This window comes from Serratia oryzae, assembly GCF_001976145.1.
Lineage (GTDB): Bacteria > Pseudomonadota > Gammaproteobacteria > Enterobacterales > Enterobacteriaceae > Chania > Chania oryzae.
This window is the reverse complement of record NZ_MOXD01000005.1, coordinates 87,900-108,365: the sequence shown is the minus strand read 5'-3', so window position 1 is coordinate 108,365 and position 20,466 is coordinate 87,900. Positions and strand designations below refer to the sequence as shown.

Annotated in this window: 14 protein-coding genes; 13 read left to right on the top strand and 1 reads right to left on the bottom strand. The window is 52.8% G+C overall.

From position 1 onward, the window contains the following. Positions 1 to 31: 31 nt before the first annotated feature. From BMI79_RS10850 to BMI79_RS10815, 8 genes are all read left to right on the top strand, one after another. A complete protein-coding gene (locus BMI79_RS10850) occupies positions 32 to 2,620 on the top strand; it encodes a fimbria/pilus outer membrane usher protein (protein WP_076942161.1) in 2,589 nt (862 codons plus the stop codon). 43 nt (positions 2,621 to 2,663) lie between these two features. After that, entirely contained in the window at positions 2,664 to 3,806 is a 1,143-nt protein-coding gene (locus BMI79_RS10845; protein ID WP_244157331.1) for an adhesin, read from the top strand. Positions 3,807 to 3,830: 24 nt separating this feature from the next. Then, positions 3,831 to 4,388: a LuxR C-terminal-related transcriptional regulator gene (locus BMI79_RS10840; RefSeq protein WP_076942160.1), complete on the top strand. Its 558-nt coding sequence runs from the start codon at positions 3,831 to 3,833 to the stop codon at positions 4,386 to 4,388. A gap of 111 nt (positions 4,389 to 4,499) precedes the next feature. Next, entirely contained in the window at positions 4,500 to 4,994 is a 495-nt protein-coding gene (locus BMI79_RS10835; RefSeq protein WP_076942159.1) for a winged helix-turn-helix domain-containing protein, read from the top strand. 146 nt (positions 4,995 to 5,140) lie between these two features. Further along, positions 5,141 to 8,410 carry a hybrid sensor histidine kinase/response regulator gene (locus tag BMI79_RS10830; RefSeq protein ID WP_076942158.1) on the top strand — a complete coding sequence of 1,090 codons (3,270 nt, stop codon included), beginning with the start codon at positions 5,141 to 5,143 and terminating at the stop codon, positions 8,408 to 8,410. A gap of 14 nt (positions 8,411 to 8,424) precedes the next feature. Beyond that, on the top strand, positions 8,425 to 9,075 hold the full coding sequence (locus tag BMI79_RS10825; RefSeq protein ID WP_076942157.1) for a response regulator: 651 nt from the start codon (positions 8,425 to 8,427) through the stop codon (positions 9,073 to 9,075). A 447-nt stretch (positions 9,076 to 9,522) separates the two neighbouring features. After that, on the top strand, positions 9,523 to 10,248 hold the full coding sequence (locus BMI79_RS10820; RefSeq protein WP_076942156.1) for a winged helix-turn-helix domain-containing protein: 726 nt from the start codon (positions 9,523 to 9,525) through the stop codon (positions 10,246 to 10,248). A gap of 5 nt (positions 10,249 to 10,253) precedes the next feature. Continuing rightward, positions 10,254 to 10,736, top strand: a complete 483-nt coding sequence (locus BMI79_RS10815) for a hypothetical protein (protein ID WP_076942155.1) — start codon at positions 10,254 to 10,256, stop codon at positions 10,734 to 10,736. 98 nt (positions 10,737 to 10,834) lie between these two features. Here BMI79_RS10815 and BMI79_RS10810 read toward each other — a convergent pair whose 3' ends face one another. Continuing rightward, the gene (locus BMI79_RS10810) at positions 10,835 to 12,613 is read right to left on the bottom strand and encodes a sigma 54-interacting transcriptional regulator (RefSeq protein ID WP_482822392.1); all 1,779 of its coding nucleotides are present in this window, start codon (positions 12,611 to 12,613) and stop codon (positions 10,835 to 10,837) included. A gap of 530 nt (positions 12,614 to 13,143) precedes the next feature. Between BMI79_RS10810 and ygeW the strand changes: the two genes are divergently transcribed. The 5 genes from ygeW to arcC all read left to right on the top strand — a co-directional run bounded on the left by ygeW (position 13,144) and on the right by arcC (position 19,781). Continuing rightward, entirely contained in the window at positions 13,144 to 14,331 is a 1,188-nt protein-coding gene (ygeW, locus tag BMI79_RS10805) for a knotted carbamoyltransferase YgeW (RefSeq protein ID WP_076942154.1), read from the top strand. Between the two features lie 75 nt (positions 14,332 to 14,406). Next, a complete protein-coding gene (dpaL, locus tag BMI79_RS10800) occupies positions 14,407 to 15,600 on the top strand; it encodes a diaminopropionate ammonia-lyase (protein ID WP_076942153.1) in 1,194 nt (397 codons plus the stop codon). A 199-nt stretch (positions 15,601 to 15,799) separates the two neighbouring features. Next, the gene (locus tag BMI79_RS10795) at positions 15,800 to 17,017 is read left to right on the top strand and encodes a YgeY family selenium metabolism-linked hydrolase (protein WP_076942152.1); all 1,218 of its coding nucleotides are present in this window, start codon (positions 15,800 to 15,802) and stop codon (positions 17,015 to 17,017) included. Positions 17,018 to 17,380: 363 nt separating this feature from the next. Then, the gene (hydA, locus tag BMI79_RS10790; RefSeq protein WP_076942151.1) at positions 17,381 to 18,781 is read left to right on the top strand and encodes a dihydropyrimidinase; all 1,401 of its coding nucleotides are present in this window, start codon (positions 17,381 to 17,383) and stop codon (positions 18,779 to 18,781) included. Between the two features lie 67 nt (positions 18,782 to 18,848). Further along, positions 18,849 to 19,781 (top strand): carbamate kinase, encoded by a 933-nt coding sequence (arcC, locus tag BMI79_RS10785; RefSeq protein ID WP_076942150.1) that lies wholly within the window; start codon positions 18,849 to 18,851, stop codon positions 19,779 to 19,781. The last annotated feature ends 685 nt before the right edge of the window (positions 19,782 to 20,466 follow it).

The following is a 20,466-nucleotide window of genomic DNA, read 5'->3' as shown; positions in this document are numbered from 1 at the left end:
TCAGGACGGACATCAAATGGACAAAACAATAATGAAGAGACGTCTTAATAACTCAGCGATTTCCCCGGTGCTGACAGGGGCTTTATTGCTGACGGGCACATTACCTGCTTCGGCGCGTGACTATTTTGATCCCGCCTTACTGGCTTTGGCTGGGGATCAAGCCGTGACCGCCGATCTGAGCTCTTACGAAACTGCCGGTCGCGTACCTGAGGGGAGTTATCTGGTTTCGCTGTGGGTGAATCAGGCCGATCAGGGGCCACATACCCTGGTGTTTAAAAAGAATGCGCATGGAGAGGTGCAGCCTGAGCTGACGCCCGCGCTTCTGCACCAGTTAGGCGTCAATACAACGGCTTTGCCACAGTTTAAGGGCTTGCCGGAAGAAGTCGCGGTTAACGATCTGACGATGCTGATTCCTGAGGCTCAGGTGCATTTTGACTTAGCCCAACTGCGGTTGGATCTCAGTATTCCGCAGATCGCGATGCAGCAGAACGCCAGAGGTTCGGTTGATCCGGCGCAGTGGGACGATGGGGTGCCAGCCATTCTGATGAATTACAGCCTGAACGGCAGCCGCAGCCGGCAAAGTGCTCAGGCGGAGATGAGCAGCAGCGAACAGACCAACCTGTTTGCCAGCATGCGCGGGGGGCTGAACTGGCAGGCATGGCGCTTGCGCAGCGATATGACGTATGTACGCAACCAGAGCAGTGGTGATTCATCTGCCCCCACGACGCAGAGCACCCGTTTTACGAATACCTATTTACAGCGCGATATCCGCGCCTGGCGTTCAGAGATACTGGCAGGTGAAAGCAGCACGGGCAATGAGGTGTTTGACAGCATTCCCTTTCGTGGCGTCAAGCTGAACTCCAGCGAAGAGATGCTGCCTAGCAGCCTGCGCGGTTTTGCACCGGTTGTTTCGGGGATTGCCCAGACTAACGCCCGGATCACCATTAGCCAGAACGGCAACGTGGTGTATCAAACCTATGTCGCGCCGGGGCCGTTTCGCATCGACGATCTGTATCAGAGTGGGCAGGGTGGCGATCTGACGGTGACCATTAGCGAAGCAGATGGCAGCGTGCGTACCCAAACGCTGGCGTTCTCTTCGCTCCCGGTGATGCAGCGCCCTGGTGCATTCAAATATGAGCTTACCACCGGGCGTTACAACGGCGGGATCACACAAGCATCACGGGAGGCGAGCTTTGGGCTGGGCACCTTGATGTACGGCTTGCCCCATGACGTTACCCTGTATGGCGGCGGGCTGATCGCGCAAGACTACGCCTCGCTGGTGGCAGGGAGCGGTTTTTCGCTGGGTGACTGGGGTGCCTTATCGGCGGATGTGACCTTCTCCAGCAGCCAGTTGGGTGGGCAGGCGGATCGGCAGCAGGGGGCCTCCTATCGGGTGCGCTATGCCAAAAGCCTGTTGAGTACCGGAACCTCGGTGGATCTCACCGCTTACCGCTACTCCACCCGTAATTACTACAGTTTTGCGGATTTTAACAACCAGGGCTTTCAACTGAATGACGGGCAGATGCCTTGGGCGCTGGATCGCCAGCGCTCTGATTTTCAGATGCGCATCAGCCAGCAATTAGGTTCATGGGGAGCGCTGTATCTGTCGGCGTCACGTAACGACTACTGGGGCAGCGATCGCGTGAACAACACCCTGTCTGCCGGTTACAACGGCAGCTTTCGTGGCGTGAGCTATGGGCTGGCCTACAGCATTGACCACATTAAGGGTGACGGCAGTTGGCCTGAGAACCGCCAGCTATCGCTGAATATGCAGGTTCCCTTTAGCTTGTTCAGCTCAAGCCAGGCGCTGAGCCGCAACTATGCCAACTACCAAATGACCCATACCAATCAGGGGGAGGTGCAACAGCAGGTCGGCATCAGTGGTAATGCCCTGGATGAGCGTCTTTCTTACAGCGCCATGCAGGGATGGTCGAACGGCAAGAGCAGTGATAACGGCACCTTGAACGCGGGTTATCAGGGCAGCAAGGGGCAGGTAAACATGGGGTATAGCTACGGCGGCGCATTTCGCTCACTTAACCTCAGCGCTAACGGTGGCGTTGTCGTGCATCCAGAAGGCGTGACGCTGGGGCAAATGTTGGGCAATTCGGTGGCTGTCGTCAGCGCGCCGGGTGCTAAGGATACCAGCGTAATGAACGGCAACGTGCGCACCGATAGCCGCGGTTATGCTCTGGTGCCCTATTTGTCGAACTACCAGAACAACAGTATCAGCCTGAACCCGGCCACCTTGCCGGATGACGTGGAGATGACACAGTCCAGCCGCAACGTTTACCCAACCAAGGGTGCGGTGGTGATGGCCAGGTTTGATACGCGCGTCGGTTATCAGGCACTGGTGACGTTACAACAGGGTGAAACCCGCATCCCGTTTGGCACGTTGGTCACGGTGGAGGGGACGCCCGCAGGTGAACACAACACCGGCATTGTTGGCGACGCAGGGCAGGTGTATCTGAGCGGATTGCCGGAAAAAGGTCAGTTGACGGCGAAATGGGGCAAAGAAGCCAGTCAGCAATGCCGTGCTGCGTTCAGCTTTGCCGAGAGCGCCGCCCCTGCAGCGGGCAACCCGGTACGCCAGTTAACGGCGCGCTGTGAAACGAGTCGGTAGCGCAGTGATGACAGCAAAGCAACTTGGTAGGAGAAGAGACTCAATGAAAAAGACAGCTCAAACGCTATGGCGTATTGTGCAGCACAACGTTACGGGCTTGTGCCTGCTGGCGTCACTATTAGCGCAGGGGCAATCAGCATACGCTGTTACTACTATCACAATAGGTAAAGGTAGTGGCGTTGTGTGGGAGGGGATGCCGTTTAATGTGACTAATAATGCCATCCTGGGCACGTCTGATGCTCAAATGAATAATAGCGCTAGCCTTCCCTTGGCGTATATTTCAGCGTTGAATACTTGGCTTGAATGCTTATCCAGTAGCGATTTAACGACGATTGCTGGGTATCAAGCGATTAAAATCGCACCTGGTGTCGGGTTACTCCCTAGAGCGAATATCAATGCCAGCTATGTGCTGGCTGATGGCTCGTCAGAGACACTCACCGGTACGATTGGGTTGCCAAACACAAAGGGAAGCATATCACCGAGTGGGAGTTCAATCACTAGCCCTCCTGGTTATGCCTGGTGCTTAGCCCCCAGAATGACTGAGGTAACTAATTTTTACAAAATGGGTAGCACGATAAGTGCAACCGCAATAGGATCCTGGGTGATGGTGGCGGATGGTACACAAACCAGCCAAAACAATATCACATTACCTTTTTACTCATCTTTTTGGACAAAAACACCTGCAGCTCTTCTAAACCAACTGATATTGCCCAGTAATATTTCATTACGTATTTCGACCTTGGAGTGCACTGTGAATACGCCGGTGCAGATTGATTTTGGTGCCGTCGCTAAAAATACCCAGAGCGGCGCTGAGTTGGGCTCAAAGACCAATACGTTGACGACCCAATGTTCGCAAGACAGTACAAGGGGAATTAATGCCAATATCAATGTGCAATTCAGAGCATTAACCGGCCTGTATGGCGGCACGCCGAGCCGTCTAGCACTGAGCCAGGGCGGTGGCTATATTACCGGCGAAATCAGCGGTGGCGTCACCGGCAGCGGCAGTTGCTCTGCCACCAGCGGCGTGCCATTTGATAATACCCAACTCAAAGTGGGCAATATTACCAGTGTGCAATCCACCAACAATACCACTAATCAGATCACCTGGCGTTTGTGCTCAGGGGGCAGTGATTTGCCAACCGGCAATGTGAGCGCCTCTACCGAAATGTTAGTGACATTTAATTGACTTATTGACGACGGAGCTTGTTTGATGAAAATAAAAATACTTATAGCGGATGATGATAAATATTTCACGCTAGGGCTACAATATTTATTGGCTGATTACTTTAAAGAAAAAGCCATTAACGTTGAGTTTGATAAAACCATAAATCCACACACTCATTATTTTATGGCCTTTGTCGATGCTGAGAAATTGGCGCACTATCGCTATGTTAAAACCATGATCAATGCGGATACGATATTTATGATTCAATCAGACTCTGGGATAATGAGTGCGGATGGTGGTGATAACCTGGAACGTATCCCCCGGAGCCATTCTGCCAGCGCTGTTCTCGCGCAGATCGATGCAGCGTATGTACCACCGGCGGTTCGGCCTTGTGTCGAATCAACGATGGAACTGACGCAGCGAGAAAAGACAGTGCTGGCCTATTACTCCAATGGTTACACCAATATTCAAATTGGACGCTTATTGGGTATTCATCAAAAAACGGTAAGTGCACACAAGGTAAAAGCCATGACAAAATACAACTTTAAACACAAAGGTGATTTTAGATGCTGGCTAATCGCCAACTCAGGTCATAAAGAATAAGTTCAGCTTCGAACTGCCAGTTTAACTCTGCGACTTTCTTCTTCCCTATGGCAAATAGGCTATGTATTGCTTGGGTTTTATCATTCCGTTTTATTGCAGTTATAGAATAATATGAAGTATATCATTGATGCGAAATTAGTATTTGATAGCGATGAAAGAACGCTGTATTTAAAAGAATCACCAGAGAAATGCGTAGAGATTGGGGCTATCTCGGCTCGCCTACTGGAGGCAATGCTTGAAAATATTGCCGGGGTCGCTCGTGAATACCTGCTGGATACCGTATGGTCGGATCACGGTTTAAGGCCATCAAATAACAATCTCAATAATCACATCAGCCTATTGAGAAAAAGTATTTCCAGTATCATAGATTTTGACGATCTGATCATTACGCTGCCCAAAAAAGGGTTTATGGTTAACAAAAGGTATACGATTAACAGCATAGATGAGCCGGCGACGAAGACGTCTCGTATGAGGTTGGCAAAGGACGGTCAGGTGGAGAGTTACCCAGTGGCTTTGTGGTTGCTCTCAATCATGGTGGTCATTCTGACTTCACTGCTAGGCTATGTGGTGTGCCACGATCATTATTCTATTTTCGGGCTGTGCTGAGCGCCAAACAGCGCTACGTTATGGCACCGGTGGATGACAGTGAATCGCTTGAGGTTGTGCTATATCGCTCCTGGTAAAGGTGTATCAGAGAGCGGAACTGGCAACCTTTTGAGTTGGTTAACCCTTTTGGCAGGTGGCCGAACCCCATGAAGGAAACACCTTTCAGTAAGATTACGCACACGTCGCGCAGGCAAAACAAGGTGCTGTTTGCCCTTGTTACGCTGGCGGTGATCCTGACCGCAGGCCTGTATTGGGGCACTCAGCGCATCATCAACCAGGAGCGTGGCCGATTCACTCTCGATTTCTCAACGCTGGTGGGGTATATCCATGAACAAGAGATATTCCTGCGCCGGTTGCGCAGCCAAAATGAGCAACTCTCTTATCTGCCAATTCCCCGGGTAAATAGCTTTCGGGAAGTCACCACCTCGTCCGAGTGGGGCGGCCGGTTGTTTGCTGGCCGAGAATCCCCCGTTAACATGCCTTTTTCGCTCTTTTGCGAAAAACAGGCCGACTGCCCCAACGCTCCCGGCATGCTGTTTTCGTTGGGGAGCTATCTCGCCGATTTTTACTCGTCATTTTGGGCGGCGTCCTACTTTCCTGCCGCCGCCGTATTCTTCGTTAATGAAGGCAATGGGATCAGCGTCAGCGTGCCTGCGGTAAACGTTGGCGCCGGTTATGAACCTAGCAATATGCAAACTTACCGGGCGGTGACGGATGCCGTGCGCGAGCGCTTGCATAACAGAGCGGCGATGAACGATTGCCAGCAACAGAGCGGGGATAAGCCTGCCGTTGGGAATGTGATCTGGTTCCGTGAAACGGCGTTACCGAATCAAATGATTGGGTTGATTCCTGCCGGGTTCCCCCCCAGTATCTGGAAAGGAACACGCAAACGCCCGACCACCTGTATTTACGCCGCTACCTTATTCAGCCGCGAGCGTTTCGGGGTGTTGGAACGCAGCGTCAATCCGGCACCGAAAAACGCATTCTGGTTGCAGCGTTTCGATCAGGTGTGGCTGAGCCATCAAGAGTATGGCTTGCTGATGGGGCAGGAGCCAGCCCCGGATGTTGAACAACAGGGGTTGCACTACACCCTGCATGGCGTGGTGTTCAAAATTGTGGAGCTGAACGGTAAGTGGACAGGGTACTACTATGTCAGCTATGCCAGCTTCTTCCAGGATAATCTGTGGCTACCGCTCGGGGTGCTGTTGCTGCTGCTGGGCAGCGTATTTGGCGGCTTGGCGTATACGCGCTGGTACAACCGCCGCGTGATCGCTCCGGCACAAGAAGCCCAGCGTGAGCTTCTCGAAAGCGAGGCTTTTAACCGAACCTTGATACAGACGGCGCCGGTGGCAGTATGCCTGATCGCCCGTTCTGACGGCCATCTGGTATTCGGTAACGCACTGGCGCTGGATTGGTTAGGGGCTAGCGCCGGCCAACGCTTGCCGCCTGCGCCTGCCACCACTACCTTGTTGAGCCAGGTGCTGCCCGCACAGCACGCTGGTGCCATTGAACAACTGGCGGTGGCCGGTGGAAAAACCCTGTATGTCGCCTACGCGCCAACGCGTTATATGCAGCGTGATGTGATTTTGTGTGTGTTTGCTGACGTCAGCGCCCATGCGGAAATCGAGCGTCAACTCGCGCGCGCCAAATCAGCCGCAGATGAGGCCAGTGAGGCCAAATCGACCTTCCTGGCGACCATGAGCCACGAAATACGCACGCCGCTGTATGGCGCGCTCGGCACGCTGGAACTGTTGTCCATGACGCAACTGGATCGTCAGCAGCGCCAGTATGTCGATCGGATCAACGATGCCTCACAAATGTTGCTGCAATTAATCAGCGATATTCTGGATATCAGTAAGATTGAGGCGGGGCAACTGCAACTGGAGAAGGTTGAGTTCAACCCGCGTGAATTGCTACAGAGCGCGACCGGCACCTTTGCGGCCATGGCTTATCGCAAAGGCTTGCTGTTGTTCTCGGTGGTCGGCCCCGAAATTCCCGAATGGGTGGTGGGCGATCCGGTGCGCATCCGGCAGATTCTGAACAACCTTATCAATAATGCGATCAAATTTACCGAGTCTGGTCAGGTGATCGTGCGGCTCCACCAGGTTGCAGGCTCCTCGGCCGAAACCCACCTGCGGCTGGAGGTGTGTGATAGCGGGGTTGGCATCAGCTCAGCGCAGCAGGAGAAACTGTTTACCCCGTTCTATCTGGCCGATGCCAACCGCAGCACCCTGGGGGGCGCTGGCTTGGGATTATCTATCTGCAAGCGGCTGGCAGGCCTGATGGGGGCAGAAATTCAGCTCCACAGCCAACCGCAGCGCGGCAGCCAATTTTATCTGACGCTGGTTCTGCCCGTGGCCGCTCACCCCACAATAGCCGAACCGCAACTGCAAGGTGCTACCGTCTGGGTGCGAACTCCGCATCCAGAACTGACCGATAATCTCTGTGCCTGGCTACGGCGCTGGGGCGCGCAGGCCTCAGCGTTCACCACGCCTGAGCCGCTGGGCTATGAGCACGATATTCTGTTGGATATGCAGGCGCAGCGGCAACGTGCTGTCATCGAATGGCCCGGGCGCACCTTGGCGATTTCTTTGTCGGGTGAGGTGGCGAATTATTCTGCTATCGATGCTTACAGCCTGAGCAGCATTGGTTTTGGCATCGATAGCCTGCTGCATGGGCAACTGATCAACGAACGGTGCGAGGCGGTGTTACCGCAATTTAAGGCTCGGGTGCTGGTTGCTGAAGATAATCCGCTCAATCAGATCACGCTGCAGGGGCAACTCGAGCTGTTAGGCTGTGAGGTGACGTTAGCGGATGATGGTGAGGAGGCGCTGGCGCTGTGGGACAGCGCGCCTCAGGATCTGCTGCTGACCGACGTGAATATGCCTTATCTGAATGGTTATGAGCTGGCTCGCAGGTTGCGCAGTGAAGGCATAAGGATGCCTATTATTGGCGTGACGGCCAACGCAATGCGGGATGAGGAGCAACGCTGCGTTGAGGCCGGTATGAATGCCTGGCTGGTGAAGCCGATTGAGCTGCGCACGCTGGCAGATATTCTGCGCAAGTTTATGCCTGCAGGCCAATTGCCGCCTGCTGGAGAAGTTAACGACCATTTCGAACGGCTCGAGCCTAACGTACTCGATAAACATCGCGATATTTTCCTCAAAAGTATGACGGATGACCTGAACCAATTGGCGCAGGGGTTGGCGCAAGGTGAAGCCGACAGAGCCGAGAACGCCTTGCATCGCATGCGTGGGGCGCTGGTTCTGGCGCAGCGCCGCGAGTTGGCGGCCAGCATGGAGGCGTTAGAAGTACATATACAAGCGCACGGTCTGGACGAGCAGGGGAAAGCCGGTTTGGCCGCTATTATGGTTGAGCTGCGCCAGTTTCTGGCCAGCATTGAATCAACCGCATAACAGGGGATAACACCATGGAAAAACTACGCGTAGTTCTGATGGACGATCATCAGGTAGTCTTGGCCGGGCTGAAAGATTTTCTGGAACATAGCCCCAATATTGAAGTGGTCGCCACCTTTTCCGCCACCTCAGAATTGGTGAGCTATGTTAAAGCCAGCCCGCCGGATGTGATTATTACCGACTACAACATGCCTAATGATGAAGTGTATAAAGATGGCCTGCGCTTCGTCGACTTTCTGATTCGCACTTTCCCACAGGTGAAACTGCTGGTTTTGACGATGATCTCCAACCCGATGATCGTATCCGCACTGTACGACGCCGGAGTGGCAGGGGTGGTATTCAAGCAGGATCCCCTCAGCGAGGTGCACTCCGCTTTGCGCGCCTTGCGTGCTAACACGCGCTATTATCCGGCTTCATTTCAGAGCGCCGGTCGCCGTGACGAGCGTGAGGTATTTCTGCAGCAGCGTATTAATAGTTTGTCTCCCAGAGAGTTTGAAGTGCTGCGTTATTTCGTGGAAGGGGAGTCGATCGCGCATATTGCCGAACGGCTTAATCGCAGTGCTAAAACGGTGAGCCTGCAGAAGAATTCGGCTATGCGTAAGCTGAACGTGGAAAGTAATCAGGAACTGATCCGCTTCTGCGTCGGCAACCATATTTTTGACTGAGGACTTAGGTAAGTGGATCGCCAGCGTGCCGGCATTCACCTGCGGCGTTTTTTTCGTCTATCGCTGAATTTTAGCCGATCTATCCATTCCTGTAGCATTAAATAGATTTAAGTTCTGATATTGGCGAGGCTAATAGTTTTTTTTATTTATTCGTTTTGCTCTCCGCTTTGGCTATTTTAGATGGCGATGTTTTATTATTTTTTATATGAATTTTTTAATATTTTAATTGCTTTTTTTATCTGCATTCTAACCTGGCCCCGATGGGCGAGTGCTTGATAAAAAAGAATTTCTGTTAGACTATGCGTTTGCAAATAGAACTTGCACGATGGCCTTTTTCGTCAATTACCTGACTCAGTGTAGAGATATTTTTTAAGCTGCCCCTCCAATGCTATTACGCCTGATGAAATCATAGGTGAAGAAATGAAGTATATAATTAATGAAACATTGATGTTCGATACGGAAGAGAGCACGTTATCAACGGCAGACAATGACAAAAAATTAGAGATGAGCACTATTTCTGTCCGGCTGTTTGCCGAATTGTTGACGCACAGTTCGGGCGTCACTCGAGAACATTTATTGAGCACGGTATGGTCAGAACATGGATTAAAGGCATCAAATAACAACCTGAATAATCATATCAGTTTGCTAAGAAAGTATTTGGAGGAATTGGCAGGTTTGGAAGATCTGATTAAAACACTGCCTAAAAAAGGGTTTATTCTCAATAAAAATTACCGGATTGAGATCCAGGATGAGAGTGACAGCAAAATCCCTGAGGAAGCCAGCAGCACTCAGGTTGATAAAAATCGACATTTTAAGATTAACAAAAAATACATCGCGGCACTGTTGGTTGCATCACTCTTATTGGTATCTTCGCTCTATGGTAATGAAATATATCATTTATTTATCTCTGCGAATGCTGAAAAAATTTATACTTACAAACAATGTGCATTGAGAACCCTGCAAGAGGTTCCTGAGAATAAACGAGGGAAGATTGTTTCAACGGTGATTGACACCATAAAAAATAACGATATAGATTGTGACAATGATAATTACGATGTGTTTTTCTATCTTAGTGGTAAAGAGCAAAGTAAAAATGAATTTAAAATGTTCTCTCTGTGCCGCAATGGTGGTGATGGCTATTACTCTTATTGTTACAGCATCAAAATGGTTTAATCAGTATGAAGAATAAAAAATGGATTTATTCTCTTGCCATCGTCCTGTTATTGCTGGTGTTGGGTTTGGCCTATTTGATAATTTTCAAGACTCAAGACAGGTTTTTTAAATGTAATACTGAGATTCATTTTGAAAGCTCGAAAAATCACAGCATGATAGAGGCCAATACCTCCCTTCTTCTGACAAGCAACAGCATGGCGATTCTGGATGTCAACGGTGTGATCACCAAAGATGGGGTAGATTTCAATGTCAATCGCAAGATTTACTTTATCTATAGCCGCGAGTCTCGGGGGGAGTTTTATTACTTTAAACGAGTCAAAGAAGAGGATTACGCCAACGCCAACAGTGCGCCAAGTGAGCTGTTTAATCACATCATGTTCGGTAATAAAAAGGATTTTTACATGTCCATCACTCCCGTCGGCAACGGCGGCTATGAACTCAGCGAGATGATCTTCCCGGTGGTGGTCTGCTATACCAAGAGAATTTAGCAGCCAGGCGGTGCCGCGTCATTGCTCCATTGGCTTCCTGAACCTTCGCCCGGCAAACAGCGTGCTGCGGGCGGAGTTCAGCCTCGTTTCTCGGGTCATCAATTTGATGACAGTTCGTACTTCTTTATTTTGCGGTACAGCGTCGCGATCCCGATACCTAATTTCTCAGCCACCAACTTCTTGTTGGCGTGGTGGCTGAGTGCTTCCTCAATCATGCGTTTTTCCATATTTTCCAGCCCTAACGTATCCTGGCTGCTACAGATCTCGGTGGTTTTGCTCACCGCAGAAGTGTGGGGCTGATGCAGATACTGCCCACGGGTTAAGTTGGGTGGCAGCAGATAGGTATCGATGATTTCACCGCTGGGGACCACGTTAACCAGATATTCGATTAAATTACTCAGTTCACGCACGTTGCCCGGCCAGCGATACTGGCGCAAGATTTTGAGCACTTCCGCTGAGATCCCGGGGTAAATAATGCCGATTCTTTTGGTGTGCAAACTGAGGAAATAGTGAACCAGCAGCTCAATGTCCCCTTCACGCTCGCGCAACGGCGGCAGCGAAAGGGGGATCACGTTCAGGCGATAGTAGAGATCCTCACGGAACTTCCCCTCGGCGATATATTGCTCCAGATTTTGGTTGGTCGCGGAAATGATGCGGATATCTACCGGGATCGGCTTGCTGGAGCCAATCGGCAACACCTCGCGCGACTCCACCGTGCGCAGTAATTTTGCCTGCAGCAGCAGCGGCATATCGCCAATCTCATCCAAGAATAGCGTGCCCTGATTGGCAGCCTGGATAAGCCCCACCTTGCCATTGGCCGAAGCGCCGGTAAATGCGCCTTTCAGGTAGCCAAAGAGTTCACTTTCCAGCAGTTGATCCGGGATCGCCGCACAGTTAATGGCGATAAAAGGCTTGTCACTGCGGTTGCTCAGCCGATGTATGGCACGCGCTACCACTTCTTTGCCGGTGCCGCTTTCCCCCACCACCAGAACGCTGGAAGGGCTGGGGGCGATACGGGTAATCAGATTCTTCAGCAAGCGCATTGGCTTGCTTTCCCCGGCCAAATGCCCAATACGCGGATCTTGATGGCCGACTTGGTCATTAAACGAAGAATGCGACTGGTGAAAAGCCATCAGAAATAGCTGGTGATCCTGGATTTGATGCAACTGGCCAATCATGATCTCCTGGCGGTCATCGAAAGAAACAATATGCTGTAAATGTCCGCTGGTGTAATTCTGATGGAAGGTCAGGGCGTGGATATTAAAGGTTTTACCGACAATCTCTTCTTGCGCTAAATTAAACTCTTTCAAAGCCATTGCATTGGCGAATTTAACCTGGTTTTTCTCATTGAGAATTAAAACCCCCTGATCCATATTTTCAATCAGGCTGAACAGTACTTTATTCAACCCACTGCTGCTGCCCTGAGTCTCTAAGAGATTGGAGACGAAAACATGGGATATATTGCGCACGTAGTCAGAAAACTCTTGCAGGTTATCGCGTAATCTCTGTTGCTGTTCCAAATTAAAGGCCACCAGGCTGATCACACCAATGCAGGTGTGCTGGAACAGAATCGGAATACCGAGAAATGCCTTTTCCTGGCATTCGTCTTTGTTGCTGCATCCGTCACATACCGGATCAAAACGGGAGTGGGTGACTATTTTTTCTTTCTGAGTATCAATAACATGCTTCAGCAAGCCAGAGTTACTGCCGAGCTTTCTGCCAAAGTTTTTGCCATAGGGGCCGGTCCCTGCCACTCGCACCAGGTTGGCATCGACAATCTCGACCTCCAACAGCAGCACGCTGGAGAGCATTTTGGTGAAGCGCAAGATTGTCGGTTGGATCTGCATCAGCGCAGATTGGGTATTTACCGGTGCTATCATCAAGAGTCTCTCTTTTTTCATCATTGAAAAAAGAAACGATAATACATTAATGCTTATGGTTATTTGATTATCATCAAGCTAATCCTTCAGATAAAATATATTCGTCATCCTTCAAGTTGCATGTGCACTCGCCCGGTTTGCCCAGCCCGGTCAACGAGTTATCTATGCTCCAGGGGATTTTCACGCTTGCCGCCTTCCTGCAACTCTAATTATTTTATAGATTGTGCCATTAGCATCACTTTTTATTATCAAAATGATACTCGGCGGTAATTGCTATCATTTTGGGTTGCGATATTGGCTGATAATTATAAATCCCCCTGCGATGGCTGGTTGACATTAGCGCTTTGCCCGCGATGGCTGTTTGAGATCCCTTGATGAAACTGGCGGATTATGTGACCGAGATCATGTTATGCAGTGGTTTCCTGCTCTGCCGGATCTCTTGGCATGCTTATTGATTACCTGATAACAGACGCTGAAAAAGCGTATTGGACATTCTGGGGTCAACCATCGGTTATTTAGGGGCAAAGATGAGAACAGTCAATCAGTTAATTAAGGACATAAAGGCATTAAAGTCCAACTTACATCAGAAGGACTTTTTACTGACGTGGGAACAGAGCCGCGAAGAGCTGGAGCTGGTGCTTAAATTGGCTGAAGCGCTGAAAACCATGCGCTCAGAAAATATCGCGACCAAGGTATTCAACAGTGGCTTAGGTATTTCTATTTTCCGTGACAACTCTACGCGCACCCGTTTTTCTTATGCGTCGGCCTTAAACCTGCTGGGCCTGGCCCAGCAGGATCTGGACGAGGGTAAATCGCAGATCGCCCACGGGGAAACGGTGCGTGAAACGGCGAACATGATCTCATTCTGCGCCGATGCCATCGGGATCCGTGACGACATGTTCCTGGGGGCCGGCAACGCCTACATGCGCGAAGTCGGGGCGGCGCTGGATGAAGGCTTCCAGAAAGGGGTGCTGCCGCAGCGGCCAGCGCTGGTTAACCTGCAATGCGATATCGATCACCCAACGCAGGCGATGGCCGATCTGGCCTGGCTGCAGGAGCACTTCGGCAGCCTGGACAAGCTTAAAGGTAAAAAGATCGCTATGACCTGGGCTTATTCCCCGAGCTATGGCAAACCGCTGTCGGTGCCGCAGGGCATTATCGGCCTAATGACGCGTTTTGGGATGAAAGTCACCCTGGCGCACCCGGAAGGCTACGACCTGATCCCGGATGTGATTGAGGTGGCGAAAAACAACGCGGCGGCCTCTGGCGGCAGCTTCCAGCAGGTGACCTCAATGGCCGAGGCCTTCCAGGGTGCCGACATCGTTTATCCGAAATCCTGGGCTCCGTACAAGGTGATGGAACAACGCACCGATCTGCTGCGTGCCAACGATCACGCCGGCCTGAAAACCTTGGAGCAACAGTGCCTGGCGCAGAACGCGCATTACAAGAACTGGCACTGCACCGAAGAGATGATGAAGCTGACCAAGGGTGGCGAAGCGTTGTATATGCACTGCCTGCCTGCGGATATCACCGACGTGTCGTGCAGCGAAGGGGAAGTTAGCGCCAGCGTGTTCGAGAAATACCGCATCGCCACCTATAAGGAAGCCAGCTGGAAGCCTTATATCATCGCCGCCATGATTATGGCGCGCAAATTCTCCAACCCGGGTCTGACGTTGGAGCAATTACTGCAAGAAGCGGAAAGACGCATTAAATAACCTCTCTGTGGCCGGGAACACCCTGGGGTGTTCCCGCGCAGTGCAAGGCTAATGCGATCAGAGGAGATCACGACAATGTCGGTTTTTTCATTGAAAGTGGATATCGAGGATAACCGTTATTTTAACGGCGAAACCTCGCCGCTATTCTCTCAGGCAGAAGCGCGTAAGGCGCGGGCGTTTCATCAAAAAATCACGGGGTATCAGCCAACGCCATTATGTGCGCTGGACGAACTCGCACATCTGTTTGGCGTAAAGAAAATCCTGGTCAAAGACGAGTCCAAACGCTTTGGCTTAAACGCCTTCAAAATGCTTGGCGGCGCTTATGCCATCGCTCGGTTACTGTGCGAAAAATATCAGATCGATATTAATGCGTTTTCCTTCGAAAAATTCAAATCCACGCTGAGCGGGAAAATGACCTTTGCTACCACCACCGACGGCAACCATGGCCGGGGTGTCGCCTGGGCGGCGCAGCAGTTGGGGCAACATGCGGTGGTGTATATGCCTAAAGGCTCGGCGCAGGAGCGGGTGGATCACATCCTCAATCTGGGGGCCGAGTGTATTGTCACCGACATGAACTACGACGATACCGTGCGCCTGACGATGAAAACGGCGCAGGAGCGCGGCTGGGAAGTGGTGCAGGACACCGCCTGGGAGGGGTACACCAAGATCCCGACCTGGATTATGCAAGGCTACGCCACGCTGGCGGATGAGGCCGTGGAACAGATGCGGCAAATGCAGATTGAACGGCCAACTCATGTGCTGTTGCAAGCCGGGGTAGGGGCGATGGCGGGTGGAGTGCTGGGTTATCTGGCGGAGGTGTTTGGTGCCAGACAACTGCATTCCGCGATCGTGGAGCCGGAATTGGCGGACTGCGTTTATCGCTCCGGTAAGAAAGGCGAAATCGTCAACGTTGGCGGTGATATGGCCACCATCATGGCGGGCCTGGCCTGCGGGGAGCCGAATCCGTTGGGCTGGCCGCTGCTGCGCAACTGTGCCACACAGTTTATCTCCTGTCAGGACAGCGTGGCGGCATTGGGCATGCGCGTGCTGGGGAATCCTTTGGGTAACGATCCGCGCATTATCTCCGGTGAGTCTGGGGCGGTCGGGCTCGGCGTGCTGGCTGCCGTGCATTATCACCCGCAACGCGCACAACTGATGAAGAGGCTTGGCTTGGATAGCCAGTCGGTGGTGCTGCTGATCAGTTCGGAAGGCGATACCGACGTTAAGCATTATCGCGAAGTGGTATGGGAAGGGAAATATTCAGTCTGAAAATACCCGCTGTTTTTCAAGCCGCAGCGTTGTTGCCTGCACTCGCTCACCCCAGTCACTTACTTGAGTAAGCTCCTGGGGTTGAGCGAGCTGGGTGCCTAGCTGCAACTTGAAATCCATAGGGTAGTAAGCGGAACCCTCAGATTATCCAATCTCTCGTGCAGGCGAGAAGTCATACAGGCGTGGAGAACAGAACACAATGGCAAAGCAAATTCCTTTTGAAATGGTGTTAGAGAAAGCCTACCAATACAAAGATGAAATGACGCGTTTCCTGCGGGACATGATTGCGATCCCGAGTGAAAGCTGTGATGAAAAATTGGTGGTGCAGTGTATCAAGCGGGAAATGGAAAAGGTGGGGTTTGACAGGGTGGAAATTGACCCGATGGGCAACATCCTCGGCTATATCGGCCACGGCCCGCACCTGATTGCGATGGATGCACACATTGATACCGTCGGCATTGGCAATATCAAGAACTGGAACTTTGATCCTTATCAGGGCATGGAAAATGAGGAGATTATCGGTGGCCGCGGCGCATCGGATCAGGAAGGCGGCATGGCCTCGATGGTCTATGCGGGCAAGATCATCAAAGATCTGGGCCTGGAGGATCAATACACACTGCTGGTGACTGGCACCGTGCAGGAGGAAGACTGCGACGGCCTGTGCTGGCAATACATCATCGAACAATCGAAGATTCGCCCGGAGTTTGTGATCAGCACCGAACCCACCGACTGCCAGATCTATCGTGGTCAGCGGGGGCGCATGGAGATCCGCATCGACGTGCAAGGCATCAGTTGCCACGGTTCGGCACCGGAGCGCGGCGATAACGCCATCTTCAAAATGGGGCCGATCCTCAACGAACTGCAGCAGTTAGCCGGTAACCTGGGTAACGATGAGTTCCTCGGCAAAGGCACGCTCACCGTTTCCGAGATTTTCTTCACCTCCCCGAGCCGCTGCGCGGTGGCCGATAGCTGTGCGGTATCGATCGACCGCCGCCTGACCTGGGGCGAAACCTGGGAAGGGGCGCTGGAAGAGATCCGCGCGCTGCCGGCGGTGCAGGCAGCGAAAGCGGTGGTATCGATGTATGACTATGAACGCCCGTCCTACACCGGCCTGGTGTATCCGACAGAATGCTATTTCCCAACCTGGAAAGTGGAAGAGGATCACATCACGGTGAAAACCCTGAGCAAAGCCTATCAAGGATTGTTCAATAAAAAACCGGTGGTGGATAAGTGGACGTTCTCAACCAATGGCGTGTCGATTATGGGCCGTCACGGTATTCCGGTGGTCGGTTTTGGCCCTGGCAAAGAGCCGGAAGCCCATGCGCCGAATGAGAAAACCTGGAAGGAGCACCTGGTGACCTGCGCCGCCATGTACGCCGCCGTGCCGTTGGCCTACTTGGAAGAGTTGGAAAAGTAACAAGCTAATCCTAACCCTAAGGGAGGGGGGAGGAACTCAGAGCACCGAGTCAAAACCCCTCACCCCGGCCCTCTCCCACCGGGAGAGGGGGCGCACGGTTCAGGATTATGGGGATGTTGATGCCCAGCTAACCCGCGCGGCGAACCAGTTCCCTCTCCCACAGGGAGAGTGGCGCACGGTTCAGGATTATGGATGTTGAAGCCCAGCTAACCTGTGCGGCGAACCAGTTCCCTCTCCCTCGGGGAGAGGGTTAGGGTGAGGGGGAACCCAGAACACCGAGCTAAAGCCTTTCTCCTGGTTTTTCCTATTAGGAGAGGGGGATATTTTCTCACCTATTGTTGTGATTTTTTCAAGGGTGCCAACATGAAGCGGCTAATTAAAAACGGCATTCTGGTAGATAGCGACGGGCAATATGCTCAGGATCTGCTGATCGAGAATGGGATCATTTGCCAGCGCGCAGCCAACATTGAGCCAGGGGCCGACTGCGAGATTATTGATGCCTCCGGCTGCTACGTAATGCCCGGCGGCATTGATGTTCACACCCATTTTAATATCGATGTCGGCATCGCCCGTAGTTGCGATGACTTTTTCACGGGCACCCGCGCCGCCGCCTGCGGTGGCACTACCACTATTATCGATCATATGGGGTTCGGCCCGGCGGGCTGTAACCTTCACCATCAGCTTCATCTTTACCATCAATATGCTGCCGGTAATGCGGTGATTGATTATGGTTTTCATGGCGTAATTCAACATATTAATGACGGCATTCTCGACGAAATGGCAGGCATGGTGCATGACGAAGGGATCAGCAGCTTCAAGCTGTACCTGACCTACCACTACAAAGTGAGCGACGCCGAGGTGCTGCGCGCTTTATGGCAGCTGCGGCGGGTAGGGGCACTGACCACGGTGCACCCGGAAAACGACGCCGCGATTGCCTTTCGCCGCTCAGCGCTGGTGGCCGCCGGGAAAACCGCGCCGATCCACCATGCGCAGAGCCGCCCGCTGGAGTGTGAGGCCGAAGCGATAGGCCGGATGATTAACCTGGCGCGCCTGGCCGACAACGCACCGCTGTATATTGTCCATTTATCCAATGGGTTAGGGCTGGACTATTTGCGCCTGGCACGTCAACGCCAGCAGCCGGTATGGGTGGAAACCTGCCCGCAGTACCTGCTGCTCAATGAGCAGTGCTACCTGCGTGAAGACGGTGCGAAATACATTCTTAGCCCGCCGCTGCGCAACCAGCAGGAGCTGGATCGCCTATGGTTAGGGATTGCCGACGGCTCGATTGACACGGTAGCCACCGATCACTGCAGCTTCCCGTATCACCAGCGCCTGGCGCTGGCGGCGGGGGACTTCACCCGCTGCCCGAACGGTTTACCCGGTGTGGAAAACCGCATGCTGTTGCTGTTTTCGCACGGTGTGATGAGCGGGCGGATTTCACCGTCACGTTTTGTGGCGCTCACCAGCGGTAATCCGGCGCGGCTGTTTGGGCTGTGGCCGCGCAAAGGCAACCTTAACCTTGGTGCAGATGCCGATGTGGTGATGATTGATCCGCGCCAATCCACGGTAATTAACCACCGTCAACTGCATGACAATGCCGATTATTCCCCTTATGAAGGCTTCCACTGCCAAGGCGCGCTGGTGCTGACGCTGTGCCGGGGTGAGATTGTCGCCCGCAACGGCGAATTTACCGGGCAGCAGGGATATGGGCAGTTCTTACGCCGCCGGCCTTTTGACAGCCAAATCACCGCCAAGATGGGATAACCGACCATTCAATTCCCTCTCTCTAGGGGAGAGGAATCAAACATCGCGCTACGCAACGAGGATCAGCATGAAAAAGAAAATAGTACTGGCATTGGGGGGCAACGCGTTGGGTGAAGGCCTGGCAGAGCAGATGCAGGCGGTAAAAACTACCGCGCGAGCGATTGTCGATCTCATTGAGCACGGCCATCAGGTGGTGGTCACGCACGGCAACGGCCCGCAGGTGGGGATGATCAACCTGGCGTTTGAAGCGGCGGCGAAAACCGAGGCCCATACTCCGATGCTGCCGATGTCGGTGTGTGTGGCACTGAGCCAAGGCTATATTGGCTACGATCTGCAAAACGCCCTGCGTGAAGAGCTGCTCGATCGCCATATCGATAAACCGGTAGCCACGTTGATTACTCAGGTGATTGTTGATGGCAGCGATCCGGCTTTCAAGAATCCGACCAAACCGATAGGCTCCTTCTTCAGCGCGGCCGAGGCTCGCCTGCTGATGCAAAATGGCTACGACATGAAAGAAGATGCCGGGCGTGGCTATCGTCGCGTAGTGGCATCGCCTCAGCCGGTAGATATCGTCGAGAAAGAGACGGTACGCGCCATGATGGCGGCAGGGCAGGTGGTGATCACCGTCGGTGGCGGCGGCATCCCGGTAATACGTGAAGGCAATCATTTGAAAGGGGCCAGCGCGGTGATTGATAAAGACTGGGCCAGCGCCAAACTGGCTGAGATGATCGATGCCGATATGTTGATCATTCTTACCGCGGTGGAAAAGGTGGCGATTAATTTTGGTAAACACAATCAACAGTGGCTGGAGCAGTTGAGCGTGGCTGATGCCCAGCGTTTTATTGAGGAAGGGCACTTTGCTAAAGGCTCGATGCTGCCGAAGGTGGAAGCGGCGGTGGCGTTTGCCGAATCCAAGCCGGGGCGTCAGGCATTAATTACGGTGTTGGATAAGGCGCAGCTTGGTATTGAAGGGAAGACGGGGACGGTGATTAGCCAGTAATGGTTATAACTTTGGCTATTGGAGCGGAACTGATAGCTGGGTGGTAATGCTAACCAACTTCTTCTGGACTGTTTCTTAATACATAACTCTTTTGCCTATGTAAGATTGGTGTAATGAGAATTGCCGTAAATAGAATGCACTCTCATGAAACACCAGAATACGGCAATTGCAGGGCCCAAGGCGGGGTCCTGCACCCGCGCCAACGCTTAACATGGCCTGCCCGCTGCGCGGGTGCCTTCGCGGCGCCCCCGTTGCCGGACGGGTCGGCTCAATTCACGTCCCTGTTCATATCGCCTCAACCGGCCATCCATGGCCGGTTGCCCCTGGCAACGGTGTCTTGCTCAGCCGGCCATGATGCGCTCAACGTCAACACCCGAATCGGTAAGCACCGGGCAACATTAACATGGGTGTTGATAAGAGAACTTAAAGCGATGAAATCGGTGAGGTGGGCACCGGTGTTAACGCCATTGAAGGTGCCGAACGGAGACGCGGCGCATAGGCGAACGCGCCATGGACGGCGCGTTCAGGCGAGACAGGCAGGGACGCCTGTCGTAGCCGGCCGTGATGCGCCGTGGCGCAGTGAGGGTAGCCGCGCAGCGGCCGCCTGATATGGCAAGGGCCGGGGTGCAGGGGGCTGGCTCTTGAGCCCCCTGCTCGGTCGCGTTCATCGTGCTGTTGAATGAAC